Origin of the sequence: Martinezella calliandrae, assembly GCF_030272695.1 — a bacterium.
Classification (GTDB): domain Bacteria; phylum Pseudomonadota; class Alphaproteobacteria; order Rhizobiales; family Rhizobiaceae; genus Rhizobium; species Rhizobium calliandrae.
The window spans coordinates 1-12,418 of record NZ_JARFYN010000021.1 but is presented as its reverse complement, the minus strand read 5'-3'; the positions used below and the strand labels follow the sequence as shown (position 1 = coordinate 12,418).

Here is a 12,418-nt window from a genome sequence, read left to right as displayed (position 1 = left end):
ACACTCAGTTAAGCGTATCGAGTAAGTGTAACAGCGAGTATCACATGGCGTCAGTTTTCCCGCTTGCCGACCTCAGGACCTCCGCAACGCCGGGCTCCTGGGTCGACACGATCATCAAGGGCGATTGCGTGGCGGCTCTTGAAGCACTGCCCACCCATTCCGTCGATGTCATCTTCGCGGACCCACCCTACAACCTGCAGCTCGGCGGCACCCTGCATCGCCCCGACCAATCGCTGGTCGACGCGGTCGACGACGAGTGGGATCAGTTTGCCTCTTTCGAGGCTTACGATGCCTTCACCCGCGCCTGGCTGCTTGCGTGCCGTCGCGTGCTGAAGCCGACGGGAACGATCTGGGTCATCGGCTCCTATCACAATATCTTCCGCGTCGGCGCGACTATGCAAGATCTGAACTTCTGGATCCTCAACGACATCGTCTGGCGCAAGACCAATCCGATGCCGAATTTCAAGGGGCGTCGTTTCCAGAATGCGCATGAAACGATGATCTGGGCGAGCCCAGGCGCCAAGGCCAAGGGCTATACCTTCAACTACGATGCCCTGAAGGCCGCCAATGACGACGTGCAGATGCGCTCCGATTGGCTGTTCCCGATCTGCAGCGGCGGCGAGCGATTGAAGGATCAGGACGGCAAGAAGGCGCATCCTACGCAGAAGCCGGAAGCCCTGCTCGCCCGCGTCATCATGGCCTCTTCCAAGCCGGGCGATATCGTGCTCGATCCCTTTTTCGGCTCGGGCACCACCGGCGCCGTCGCCAAGCGTCTCGGCCGTCATTTTGTCGGCATCGAGCGCGAGCAGGATTACATCGATGCGGCCAGCGCCCGGATCGCCGCCGTCGAGCCGCTCGGCAAGGCCGAACTAACCGTGATGACCGGTAAGAAAGCCGAGGTTCGCGTCGCGTTCAACGTTTTGATCGAGAGCGGTCTCATTAAGCCCGGCCAGGTGCTGACGGATGCAAAGCGCCACTACAGCGCCATCGTCCGTGCCGATGGTACGGTCGCGTCCGGCGGCGAGGCCGGCTCCATTCATCGCCTCGGCGCGAAAGTCCAAGGCCTTGATGCATGCAACGGATGGACGTTCTGGCATTTCGACGACGGGCAGTCCCTGCGCCCGATCGACGATCTGCGTTCGATCGTCCGCAATGATCTGGCCAAGGCAGATTAATCCCAACTGTTTGAACGGTATGATCCGAAAGCCTTTCCCGGCGTTCACAATCATGCCGCAACCGGATCCGCATGTCCGCCTTCTCCCGTCGAGTACCTCCAGTTAGCGAGGAAGGCGAAGACGCCCAGGGTTCGCGAACTCTGGGCGCTTTTTTTGCTGACGGCTTAGAATTCCTGATAGTCAGTCACATCGACCCGGACGACGCGTCCGTCTTCGTTGAAAGTGATCATCTCCTCGCCCTCACGGATCAGCGGCTTGCCTGTCTTGCTGTTCGTCGCCCGGACGGACCAGACGGCGCGGCCGGAAAGCGGCGTCAGCGTTTCCACCAATGAATTTTCGGCGGTTTGATCCGGATAGGTATCGAAATAGCCACGAAATGCTTCCATGATCGCCTCGCGACCTGCAAGGCTGCCGACGCCGTTGGAGACATAGGTGGCATTTTCCGCGAAGAAATTCTCGATTGCCTCGTAGTCGAGCCTGTTGATCGCGTCGTGGAACAGGGTGATTCGTTCTGCCGGATCGAAAATCATGGGTTCAAACCTTGATGCCAAAGGCGGCGAGATCGCTGCGCAGCTTCTCGGCGCCAGTAAAATGGACTGCGCTCCAACCCGCAGCTTTTGCGCCTTCGACGTTGGCAAGCGAATCGTCGATGAAGATGGTGGAAGCCGGATCGAGCCCGAAGCTCTTCACATGTGCCTCATAGATCGCAAGGTCCGGCTTGATCAGGCCAATGTCGCCTGACACGGTGACGCCGCGCGGCTTGGAGAGAAAGTCGAAGCGCGTCTGTGCTTCGCGAAACGTGTCGGGGGCGAAATTGGTCAGCATCGTGACGTCGTAGCCCTCGGCAATGAGCTTTTCCATGATGGTGACGCTGTCGTCATAGGCATGGGGTACCATGTCATTCCAATATTTGCGGAAAGCGCGGATCTGGTCTTCGCGCTCGGGATGTTCGGCTATCAGCAGTGCTTCGGCCTCTTCCCAGGTCCGGCCGCGATCCTGCTCGATATTCCATTCATGCGTGCAGACATTGGCGAGGAACCAGGTTCGTTCCGCTTCATCGGGGATGATGCGGCTATAGGGGATGCTCGGATCGTAGTGAACAAGCACCTTGCCGATATCGAAGACAATGTGCCGGATTTCCGTCGTCATGAAATATGTCCCGCCTTTTCGAATGTCTTGGTCTTTGTGAATGCGCGTGGAATAGCTTGAGCGATGGCTTTTTTCATGACAGTCGGCAAGGCCTGTGCTTCAAGATTTGTAACCGGCTCCCACCATCCGTCATTGCGGATCGTGCTCGATGCCACTTGAGCGCGATAGATCGATAGCCTCAGTTCGAAATGAGTGAAGACATGCGTCACGGTCCCGGCTGCCCGCCAATCGGCAGGGAAGGGGGCGGCCGCAGCGCTGGTCTCGCCATCGATCCGTGCGGTCCAACCAGTCGTCGGCACTTCGGTCATGCCGCCGAGCAGACCGCTGGCGATGCGCCGGCGCAAATAAATCTCGCCATCGCCATTCACCGCAACGAAAGCGGCACCCTGGCGCACGGGCTTTTCCTTCCTTGCTGTCCTAACTGGAAAATGTTCGGGATCATGCAGCCGCAACGCCTCGCAGGCGTTATTGAAGGCACAGAGCGAACAGGCTGGTCGTTTCGGGGTGCAGATCGTTGCGCCGAGATCCATCATCGCTTGCGCGAAGTCGCCGGGACGATCGGCAGGCGTCAACAGCGCAACCTTCTGTTTCATCAATGGCTTGGCGGCCGGCAATGGTGTGGCGATGGCGTATAGTCTGGAGATAACCCGCTCGACGTTGCCGTCCATGACCGTCGCCTGCCGGTCGAATGCAATGGCGGCGACTGCCGCCGCCGTATATTCGCCGATTCCGGGCAGAGACCGCAGTCTATCCTCGGTGTCCGGGAAGCGCCCGTTGTGTTCAGCCGCGACGGCCTCCGCACATTTCTTGAGGTTGCGGGCGCGGGCATAGTAGCCGAGCCCCGCCCACGCGGCCATGACATCGTCGGCGGGCGCTGCCGCCAGATCACGAACCGTCGGCCAGCGCTCCAGGAATTTGGCGAAATAAGCCTTGACCGCCGGCACGGTGGTCTGCTGCAGCATCACTTCCGATAGCCAGACTTGATAGGGGTCGGGCCGGATGCCGCGCGCTGCCATCGGCGGCGAGACACGCCATGGCAGGTCACGGTGATGGCGATCGTACCAGAAAAGCAGGGATGCGGCCGTCGGGGATTTTATTGTCGTCGTCATGATTTGCCGCATCGAGGGGAAGTGCTCTATACTTGGCCAAGCTGCGCCGAACGATCAAGGTCTTGGAGGCACAAACAAGGTTCCAGGTTCTGTTATCCAATGAGTTATCCCCGAAAAGGCGAGAAACAGATTTCCGAGCTGACCAACGGCATCATTGATCCCGTTCTGGCGAAGCGTGCGGGTATCAATACCGCGCTGCTTGGCTCCTGGGACGAGATCGCCGGCGAGGATTTCGCCGAATGCACGCGACCGGAAAAGATCGCCTGGGCGAAACGAGGCGGTTCGGGCGAGGATGGCGGTTACCAGCCTGGCGTGTTGACCATCGCCTGCGAAGGTGCACGCGCCCTGTTTCTGACCCACGCGCAGGGCGAACTTATCCAACGCATCAACGGCTTCTTCGGCTTCCACGCCGTCAACCAGATCCGCATCGTCCAGAAGCCAGTTTCGACTGCTTCAAAACGCCCCCGCACACCGCCGCCGCTGAAGGGCGAGGCGGCGCGAAAGCTGGAGGACATGATGGACGGCATCGAGGACGACAAGTTGCGTGCTGCGGTTCAGAGATTGGGCACGGCGATGGCTTGGAAGCGGGGTAGGAAATAGTCCGGGTTTGCCTTACCACTGAACTCGCTCATATTGCCAATCCCCGCCAATTCTGACGATAATTTAACCTTTTTGTCTTCTGTAAGTCACAATTCTTTGAAGAAAGTTGGTCAACCGTGCCTTGTTAGTAGTAACGAGCCGTTATATCGCAATGAACCATTCAAAGACCTCTTACGACGGGTGACTCTATGCCGATGTCCGACATGCTCTTGACCAAACGCCACCTGCTGGGCGGCACTGCCGTCGCGGCCCTTTCCTTGGCGTTCGCCGCCTTTGCCGACACCGCATTAGCCGCCAATGCCACCACCGCAGGCGGCGCCCAGGAGACCACCAACGCCGGCTCGCCGGAGGACCAAGTTCCGTCTCCAGATGGCAACGTCGACATGAACGAAGTGCTGAAGCCCGGCGCCCTGCCGGAAATCGCGCTAGGCAAGGAAGATGCTCCGGTCAAGATCGTCGAATACATGTCGCTGACCTGCCCGCATTGCGCGCACTTCGCCACTACCACCTTCGACGCAATCAAGCAGAAATACATCGACACAGGCAAAGTCCGCTTCATCATCCGCGAATTTCCCTTCGACCCGCGCGCCGCCGCTGCCTTTATGTTGGCCCGTTGCGCGCCGCAGGAACAGTATCTTCCGATGGTCGATATGCTGTTCAAACAGCAGATCGCCTGGGCCTCGCCGGATGTCGATGGCCGTGCCGCGCTGCTTCAAATGTCGAAACTTGCCGGTTTTACTGAGGATAGCTTTACGAAATGCTTGACGAACCAGAAGCTTCTGGATGATGTCAACTCAGTTAGGGAACGTGCAGCCAAAGACTTTGGTGTCAATGCTACGCCGACCTTCTTGATCAACGGCAAGCGTTATGCAGGGGACATGTCGGTTGGTGCCATGTCGAAGCTCATCGATAGCCTTCTCTGATCCGTGCCTTTTCGAAACGGCGGGCGGCAGGGAAACCCGTGCGCCCGTCTTTTTGTCACTCGCCCCTAAAAAGATAGGGTTTCCTTCCTTCCCCCGCTGGCGGGGAGAGGGGGAGTGGCGCTTATGAAGTTCAACAGGCTTCGTCTCGTCGGCTTCAAATCCTTTGTGGAGCCGGCGGAATTCGTCATTGAGCGCGGATTGACGGGCGTCGTCGGCCCTAACGGCTGCGGCAAGTCCAATCTAGTCGAAGCGCTCCGCTGGGTGATGGGCGAGAATTCCTACAAGAACATGCGCGCCTCCGGCATGGACGATGTCATCTTCTCCGGTTCGGGTAATCGCCCGGCGCGCAACACCGCGGAAGTGGGCCTCTATCTCGACAACAGCGACCGCACGGCGCCCGCCGCCTTTAATGACAGCGACGAAATCCAGGTCACCCGCCGCATCGAGCGCGAGCAGGGGTCGCTCTATCGCATCAACGGCAAGGAGGCCCGGGCCAAGGATGTGCAGCTGCTGTTCGCCGACGCCTCGACGGGCGCGCGTTCGCCGTCGATGGTCGGGCAGGGGCGTATCGGCGAGCTGATCCAGGCCAAGCCCCAGGCTCGCCGGCAGCTTCTCGAAGAGGCGGCCGGCATTTCCGGCCTGCATTCGCGCCGGCATGAGGCGGAACTCCGACTGCGTGCGGCCGAAAGCAATCTCGAACGTCTCGATGACGTGACCTCCCAGCTCGAAAGCCAGATCGATAGCCTGAAGCGCCAAGCACGTCAGGCCAACCGCTTCAAGATGCTGTCTGCCGATATCCGTGCCCGCGAGGCCATGCTTCTGCATATCCACTGGGTGCAAGCGAAGGAGGCGGAAGCGGAGGCCGATAACGCCCTTAAGCAGGCGACGCTCCTGGTCGCCGAAAAGGCGCAGATACAGATAGAGGCGGCGAAAATACAGGGCATTGCCAGCCTGAAGCTGCCGGAACTGCGTGAAGGGGAGGCGAAAGCCGCAGCCGCCTTGCAGCGTCTGCAGATCGCCCGCACGCAGTTGGAAGAAGATGCCAACCGCATTCTGCGCCGTCGCGACGAGTTGACCCGGCGCTTGGCGCAACTGGCCGAAGACATTCGTCGTGAAGAACGCCTGGTTTCCGACAATACCCAAATCCTGGCCAAGCTCGATGCGGAGGAGGCCGACATCGCCGACATCCTCGCCGATTCCGGCCGGCTCGCCGAGGAAACGCGCGAGGCTTTCGACGAGGCCGCCACGAACCTGGCGGATAGCGAGGGCATCTTTGCCGCACTAACTGCCGAGCGTGCGGAAACCGCCGCCGCCCGTAATCAGCTTGAGCGCGCCATTCGCGATCTTGCCGACCGCAAGATGCGGCTGGAACGGCAGATGGACGAGGCCAACGGCGAGCTCGCCGCGATCGATGAAAAGATAGCCACATTGCCTGATCCCGGCGAAAAACGCGATATGGTTGAAGCAGCCGAAAGTGTCGTCGCCGATGCCGAGGGCGCGATCCAACTCGTCGAGGCGGCTCTCGCCAAGGCGCGCGAGATCGAAGTTTTATCGCGCGCGCCAGTCGATCAAGCCCGCTCGCGGTTAAACGAATTGGAAACGGAAGCGCGCACGATCTCGAAGATGCTGGCGGCCGGAGCCGCCTCGGGTACATCAGCACCCGTTGCAGAAGAGGTGCGTGTCGATCGTGGCTTTGAGACCGCGTTAGGCGCAGCCCTTGGCGACGATCTGGAGTCGCCGCTGGATCCGAACGCGCCGGCCCACTGGTCCGACAATGGCAGCGGCGCGACCGATCCCGCCTTGCCGGAAGGCATCGTGCCGCTGATTACCCATGTCGGCGCACCGGCCGCCTTGACTCGGCGTCTGCGCCAGATCGGTCTCGTCGCTGCGGCAGACGCCATGCGCCTGATGGCGGGTTTGAAGCCGGGACAGCGGCTGGTGACGAAGGACGGCGCCGTATTTCGCTGGGATGGGCATGTGACTGGAGCCGATGCCCCCAGCGCAGCGGCTCTGCGCCTGGCACAGAAGAATCGTCTCGTGGAGCTTGAGGCCGAAACCGGGGTGGCGCACGATGTCCTGGCCGAGTCCAAGGAACGTTTGGCGACTGCCGGCGACGCGATCCGGAGTGAGGAAGGCCGTCTGGTGGTTGCGCGCGATGCCAGCCGGCTTGCCGCTCGCCATCTCGCGGAGGCCCGCGAAGCGCTGGCGGTGGCCGAGCGCGCCTCCGGTGATCTGCTCCGCCGTCGTGATATCGTCACCGAGGCCGTCAGCCAGCTACAGGCGCAGATGGAAGAGGTGACGGGGCAGGACGAAAAAGCCCGCATCGAACTGGAGGGTGCGCCTGACCTGACGGCTATCGATCTCAAGCTGCGCGATCAGCAGGCGGAAGTCGCGACGGATCGCGGCGCGCTCGCCGAGGCACGTGCCCGTTATGAAGGCCTGAACCGGGAAAACGAAGCGCGGCAGCGCCGTATCCTGGCGATCCGGCAGGAGCGCGACGGTTGGCGGCAGCGCGCCGCCAGCGCCGAAGAGCATATCCAAATCCTACGCGATCGTGAGGAAGAGGCGCGCGATGAAGCCGCTGAGCTTGACCTTGCCCCGGATGAGTTCGAGGACAAGCGCCGCGCGTTGATGAACGAGCTGCAGAAATCGGAGGAGGCACGCCGCGCTGCGGCCAACCGCTTGGTTGAGGCTGAGATCGTTCAGCGCGAGGCCGATCGGCAAGCTGCCACGGCACTGTCTGAACTGGCCGAAAGCCGCGAAAAGCGTGGCCGTATCGAGGAGCGGCTGGTTTCCGCGCGCGAGCGTCGCCAGGAAAACGAGCTTCGCATCCGTCAGGCACTGAATGTCGAGCCGCACGAGGTGTTGCGGCTTGCCGGCCTGTCGGTGGGGCAGGATGTTCCTGATTTGCGTGAGGTGGAACGCGAGCTCGAGCGGCTGAAGATCGAGCGAGAGCGCCTCGGTGCCGTCAATCTGCGTGCCGAGGAGGAAAGCAGGGAACTGACCGAGAGGTTGCGCGCTTTGATTAAGGAGCGCGACGATGTCATCGACGCCATCCGCAAGCTGCGCGGCGCGATTCAAAGCCTCAACCGGGAGGGCCGCGAGCGCCTGATTGCAGCTTTCGACGTCGTCAACGTCCAGTTCCAGCGGTTGTTCACCCATCTTTTCGGCGGCGGCACGGCTGAGCTGCAACTGATCGAATCCGACGATCCGCTGGAGGCTGGCCTCGAAATTCTCGCCCGCCCGCCGGGCAAGAAGCCGCAGACCATGACGCTGCTTTCCGGCGGCGAACAGGCACTGACGGCGATGGCGCTTATTTTTGCCGTCTTCCTTACCAATCCGGCGCCGATCTGCGTGCTGGACGAGGTGGACGCGCCGCTCGACGACCACAATGTCGAGCGCTATTGCAATCTCATGGACGAGATGGCCGCCTCCACCGAGACGCGGTTCGTGGTCATTACCCACAATCCCATCACCATGGCTCGCATGGACCGCCTTTTCGGCGTGACCATGGCTGAACAGGGCGTTTCACAGCTTGTTTCCGTGGATTTGCAGACAGCGGAGCAACTGCGGGAAATCGCTTGAGGCGTCTCTTTTCGATTGGAAAAAAGATAAACTATTCCCATATCGACAAGAAATTGCTGCTTTGGCTGCCGCACAGCCAGAAAGCGTGTTAGATTTGTTTTCGATCAATAATACGTGGCGCTAATCCGCCCGGAAGGGAAGCATGTCTGGATATGATGGCGGTATTTTCGATGTCCTCGGAATATTCGCCGTGTTTTTTCTTGTCGCCGCCAATGGTTTCTTCGTTGCCGCTGAGTTTTCGCTCGTCTCCGTCCGGCGCAGCCGTGTGGCTGAGCTCGTGGTCGAACGGCGGATGAACGCCGCAGCCTTGCAACGGGCAGTCGACAATCTCGATGCCAATCTCGCGGCCACCCAGCTCGGTATCACCATATCCTCGCTCGCGCTCGGTTGGGTCGGCGAACCGGCGCTCGCCCATCTGGTTGAACCGCTTCTCGATTTTCTGCCCGGCTCCTTGGCTGCCGCTGGATCGCATGCCGTGGCCGTCGCGATTTCCTTCATCATCATCACGGCCCTGCATATCGTTCTCGGTGAACTTGCGCCGAAGAGCCTGGCATTGCAGCGCAGCGAAGGCACCGCCCTCGGTGTCGTGCGACCGCTGGGCTTGTTCCTGTTTCTGCTTCGCCCGGCGATTTTTGTGTTGAACGGCCTCGGCAATATGGTCGTGCGCCTCTTCGGTCTGCGGCCAGGCACCGGCGAAGGCTCGCTGCATTCCCCCGCGGAAATCAAGCTGCTGGTCGCCGAAAGCCAGGAGGCCGGTTTGCTGGAACAGGCGCAGCAGGAGCTTGTCGAACGTGTCTTCAATATCGGCGATCGCGATGTCTCCGATATAATGACGCCGAGGCTGGAGATCGATTGGATCGATGCCGAGGACACATCTGAGGAGATGTTGAAGGCCATTCGCGAAAGCCGCTTTGAGCAGCTCCTGGTCGGTCGCGGGACCATAGACGAACCGATCGGCATGATCCTGAAGAGGGATCTTCTCGATCAGCTCCTGAACGGCCAGCCCCTCGATCCGATAGCAATCATGCGTCAGCCTCTTATCGTTCATGAAGCGACGGCCGTGTTCAAAGTGCTTGAGAGTTTCAAGCGCGCGCCCGTTCGTCTCGCCATGGTCATCGATGAATATGGCAGCCTGGAGGGCATCGTCACCCAGACGGACCTGCTGGAGGCCATCGCCGGTGATCTGCCGGATTTGGAGAACGAAGGACCGGATATCGTTGAGCGCGCCGACGGCTCACTGCTCATGGAAGGCATGATGCCGGTCTATGACGCCTTCGCAAGGCTCGGCCTGCGTGAGGGCGAGGAAAACGGTAATTTTCACACCTTGGCCGGCTTTGCGCTTTACCAACTCGGTCACATTCCGGAGGTCGGCGAGAGCTTTACATTCGATGGCTGGCACTTCGAAATCGTCGACTTGGACGGTATGCGGATCGACAAGATTCTGGCCCGGCGGGATGCGGAGGCTTAATCACCTGTTCGAGGTTTTTAGGTTGTGGTCGATGGCGGGTCGTTTGGCTTGCTTTTGAACGGGATTATGTAGCAGGTGCCACCAATGACCGCTTTCGGCCCAAGGCGGACATTTGATCCTTGTTGCAGGATGCGGCTGTTTTGCGCCCCCGCTCCGGCCAGAAAGGCCGGCGGAGCCACTTCCCAAGAGCAGACGTTCCTCGAGGCGAGTTTCCCGAACCGCGCTACTCGCCTATGCTGGAAAGCAATTCGTCGAGCTGCTCCAACTGCTCGGGCAATGCGGCCGCCGAGCCCTGTAGTGCTTCCTCAAGCGCCTCCTTGGACGGATAGACTTCGTGGAAATTCAGTAGTGTCCTCCCGCCTTGGTCCTCGAAGGTCACGGTCGTGATCGCGCCCTCTTCGCCCTCGTCGTTGGTCCAGACGATGCGCTCGTTCGGCACTACCTCGAGATACTTGCCATAGAAGGCCATGGTGTCCGAACCGCCGGCGCCGAATTCCAGCCGATATTTGCCGCCGGTACGGACGTCCATATCGCACGATACGAGCGAAACGCCGGATACCGATTTTGGCACCCACCAGCGCTGGAACAGCTCGGGCTGGCTCCACGCCCTGTAAACCATGCTCGGCGGCGCATTGAATGTCCGCGTTACGACGAGTTCGCGATCCCCTCTGCGCTCGACTGACGTGCGGTTCTGCGCACCACCTGCACTGCTAACTTGCTCAGTCATCGCTTCCCTCCTGTTTCATTTCGCTAATGATTTCGTCCAATGCTTCGAAGCGGGCCTCGAAGAGCTTGCGATGCGCCTCGATCCACTCGGCCTCCGCCCCGAGGCCGCGTTTCCCAAGCTTGCAGGTTCTTACCCGTCCGACCTTCTGCGTGACGACGAGCCCCGCCCGCTCGAGAACCTGGACGTGCTTCTTCATGCCGGTCAGCGTCATCTGGAACTTATCCGCAAGACTGGTGATCGACGCGTCCCCTCGCCCAAGCTCATCGATGATCCCTCGGCGAGTCGCATCGGACAGCGCCGCAAACGAGAGATCGATGGGAGGGCTTAAATACTGAACCATTTAGTTCAGTGTATAACCTGCTCTCGCAGAAAGCGCAAGCGTCCCGAACTTTCCATGCCGTAGACCGGTCATCCGAGGTCATGCACCGCGGCGGCGGCAGCAAAAAAAGTCTGCTGCCGCTGATGAACGATTGTCAGCTTTCAACGCCTGCTCTCCGAAAGCAGTCCGCCGGCTAACGGCCCAAATCGGTCGCCCATTCGAGGGGAGCTAACGACGGCTTGTGGCGCATTCGAGACGGGCGATGGGCCGATTTTGGCCTCTTGCGGTGTGTTGGGATTTCTACCGGCCGGGGAGGCAAAAAAACGGAGGTCGGCTTTGACACTGGTCGGCGCAGCGAATGGTATGCCGAACCGCACTCAATGATCTTAAACATGGAGTGCTGGGCCTTCTTGCGACAAGTGATATAATTAGATTTCGGTCTTTCACCTAGGCGATACAAAAAAGGATTATTCCATGGGAGACCAGAAGCGCCCGCTGCAACCTGGCGATACCGCGCCAGCGTTCGCGCTACCCACGGCCAACTCCGACGGCACGGTCTCTTTCGCCGATTTGAGCGGTCGCCCGTTCTTGATCGGCTTTTTTCGCGGGCTGCACTGCCCGTTCTGCCGACGTCAGATAGAACAGCTTGCCGGCATACAGCCCGCCCTGCGCGCGGGCGGGGTAGAGACCGTGGCCGTTATCAACACGCCGGTGGAACGCGCCCGCCTGTATTTCCGCCACCGGCCGACGCCAGTAACGCTTCTATGCGACCCGGACTGCCATACGCATCGGGCCTACGGCGTGCCGCATGCCGAGTTCCTGCCCGATGAGAGCAGCGAGCAGCCGGAGTGGCCATATGGCGCAACGATGGCGCAGTTCAAGGCGGCACGCATCAACCCTACAGGTGAGCTGCCGGAGCCGCTACACCCAATGGAAGCCAATACGATACTCAACGCCAAGGATCGCTTCGAGCTTGATGAAGCCGATAACGCAATATTCGAGAACCACGCCACCCAGCTCGTCGGGCACTTCCTGGTCGATGCGAACGGCACCATCGGCTGGACACAAATCGAAGCGCTCGACGGACCGAACAGCCTCTCCATCTTCCCGACCGCGGCGGAGATCATCGCCGCCGCTGGCAGCCTTGGACGCCGACCTGCAGCAAACCGTCCGCCAGCATTGCTGGACGATGTCGAATGAGGGCGACGACACGTATTAAATCGGGGCAAAGCCGCTAGTGGCGCCAAGCGGCGCTTGTGGGTTGGTGGCATTTGCTTATATGAGGAGGGTCAACACGGAACTTTCGTCAGGGTGACATTTGGCACTCCGTTATTCATTGCGGCATCCATGGTCTGAGCCCGTT

At 60.4% G+C, this 12,418-nt stretch carries 11 protein-coding genes; 6 read left to right on the top strand and 5 right to left on the bottom strand.

Annotation, left to right across the window (positions count from 1 at the left end):
* Positions 1 to 44: 44 nt before the first annotated feature.
* Positions 45 to 1,175, top strand: a complete 1,131-nt coding sequence (locus tag PY650_RS17335) for a site-specific DNA-methyltransferase (protein ID WP_285880661.1) — start codon at positions 45 to 47, stop codon at positions 1,173 to 1,175.
* A gap of 164 nt (positions 1,176 to 1,339) precedes the next feature.
* Here the strand turns inward: PY650_RS17335 and PY650_RS17330 are convergent, their stop codons facing one another.
* The 3 genes from PY650_RS17330 to mutY are packed head-to-tail and all read right to left on the bottom strand — an operon-like array spanning position 1,340 to position 3,433.
* Entirely contained in the window at positions 1,340 to 1,705 is a 366-nt protein-coding gene (locus PY650_RS17330) for a nuclear transport factor 2 family protein (protein WP_285880659.1), read from the bottom strand.
* Between the two features lie 4 nt (positions 1,706 to 1,709).
* Positions 1,710 to 2,324 carry an HAD family hydrolase gene (locus tag PY650_RS17325; RefSeq protein WP_285880658.1) on the bottom strand — a complete coding sequence of 205 codons (615 nt, stop codon included), beginning with the start codon at positions 2,322 to 2,324 and terminating at the stop codon, positions 1,710 to 1,712.
* Positions 2,321 to 3,433, bottom strand: a complete 1,113-nt coding sequence (gene mutY / locus PY650_RS17320; RefSeq protein WP_285880657.1) for an A/G-specific adenine glycosylase — start codon at positions 3,431 to 3,433, stop codon at positions 2,321 to 2,323. The genes PY650_RS17325 and mutY overlap by 4 nt, the downstream gene beginning before the upstream one ends.
* A gap of 99 nt (positions 3,434 to 3,532) precedes the next feature.
* On the opposite strand from mutY, the gene PY650_RS17315 reads away from it, so the two are divergent.
* The 4 genes from PY650_RS17315 to PY650_RS17300 all read left to right on the top strand — a co-directional run bounded on the left by PY650_RS17315 (position 3,533) and on the right by PY650_RS17300 (position 10,009).
* Positions 3,533 to 4,033 carry a DUF721 domain-containing protein gene (locus tag PY650_RS17315; protein ID WP_285880656.1) on the top strand — a complete coding sequence of 167 codons (501 nt, stop codon included), beginning with the start codon at positions 3,533 to 3,535 and terminating at the stop codon, positions 4,031 to 4,033.
* 188 nt (positions 4,034 to 4,221) lie between these two features.
* Entirely contained in the window at positions 4,222 to 4,956 is a 735-nt protein-coding gene (locus PY650_RS17310) for a DsbA family protein (protein WP_285880655.1), read from the top strand.
* Between the two features lie 123 nt (positions 4,957 to 5,079).
* Positions 5,080 to 8,541 carry a chromosome segregation SMC family protein gene (locus PY650_RS17305; RefSeq protein ID WP_285880767.1) on the top strand — a complete coding sequence of 1,154 codons (3,462 nt, stop codon included), beginning with the start codon at positions 5,080 to 5,082 and terminating at the stop codon, positions 8,539 to 8,541.
* Between the two features lie 142 nt (positions 8,542 to 8,683).
* Entirely contained in the window at positions 8,684 to 10,009 is a 1,326-nt protein-coding gene (locus tag PY650_RS17300) for a hemolysin family protein (RefSeq protein ID WP_285880654.1), read from the top strand.
* A gap of 223 nt (positions 10,010 to 10,232) precedes the next feature.
* Here the strand turns inward: PY650_RS17300 and PY650_RS17295 are convergent, their stop codons facing one another.
* Together PY650_RS17295 and PY650_RS17290 are read right to left on the bottom strand one after the other, a co-directional pair.
* Positions 10,233 to 10,736 carry an SRPBCC family protein gene (locus tag PY650_RS17295; protein WP_285880653.1) on the bottom strand — a complete coding sequence of 168 codons (504 nt, stop codon included), beginning with the start codon at positions 10,734 to 10,736 and terminating at the stop codon, positions 10,233 to 10,235.
* Positions 10,729 to 11,076 carry an ArsR/SmtB family transcription factor gene (locus tag PY650_RS17290; protein WP_285880652.1) on the bottom strand — a complete coding sequence of 116 codons (348 nt, stop codon included), beginning with the start codon at positions 11,074 to 11,076 and terminating at the stop codon, positions 10,729 to 10,731. Before PY650_RS17290 ends, PY650_RS17295 begins: the two co-directional genes overlap by 8 nt.
* A gap of 453 nt (positions 11,077 to 11,529) precedes the next feature.
* On the opposite strand from PY650_RS17290, the gene PY650_RS17285 reads away from it, so the two are divergent.
* Positions 11,530 to 12,255: a peroxiredoxin-like family protein gene (locus tag PY650_RS17285; protein WP_285880651.1), complete on the top strand. Its 726-nt coding sequence runs from the start codon at positions 11,530 to 11,532 to the stop codon at positions 12,253 to 12,255.
* Positions 12,256 to 12,418: the final 163 nt, after the last annotated feature.

Bases quoted from the DNA above. Each gene is read 5' to 3' on its own strand.
- PY650_RS17290 (WP_285880652.1), bottom strand. From the start codon at position 11,076: ATGGTTCAGTATTTAAGCCCTCCCATCGATCTCTCGTTTGCGGCGCTG.
- PY650_RS17300 (WP_285880654.1), top strand. From the start codon at position 8,684: ATGTCTGGATATGATGGCGGTATTTTCGATGTCCTCGGAATATTCGCC.
- PY650_RS17305 (WP_285880767.1), top strand. From the start codon at position 5,080: ATGAAGTTCAACAGGCTTCGTCTCGTCGGCTTCAAATCCTTTGTGGAG.
- PY650_RS17325 (WP_285880658.1), bottom strand. From the start codon at position 2,324: ATGACGACGGAAATCCGGCACATTGTCTTCGATATCGGCAAGGTGCTT.
- PY650_RS17315 (WP_285880656.1), top strand. From the start codon at position 3,533: ATGAGTTATCCCCGAAAAGGCGAGAAACAGATTTCCGAGCTGACCAAC.
- PY650_RS17310 (WP_285880655.1), top strand. From the start codon at position 4,222: ATGCCGATGTCCGACATGCTCTTGACCAAACGCCACCTGCTGGGCGGC.
- mutY (WP_285880657.1), bottom strand. From the start codon at position 3,433: ATGACGACGACAATAAAATCCCCGACGGCCGCATCCCTGCTTTTCTGG.
- PY650_RS17295 (WP_285880653.1), bottom strand. From the start codon at position 10,736: ATGACTGAGCAAGTTAGCAGTGCAGGTGGTGCGCAGAACCGCACGTCA.
- PY650_RS17335 (WP_285880661.1), top strand. From the start codon at position 45: ATGGCGTCAGTTTTCCCGCTTGCCGACCTCAGGACCTCCGCAACGCCG.
- PY650_RS17285 (WP_285880651.1), top strand. From the start codon at position 11,530: ATGGGAGACCAGAAGCGCCCGCTGCAACCTGGCGATACCGCGCCAGCG.
- PY650_RS17330 (WP_285880659.1), bottom strand. From the start codon at position 1,705: ATGATTTTCGATCCGGCAGAACGAATCACCCTGTTCCACGACGCGATC.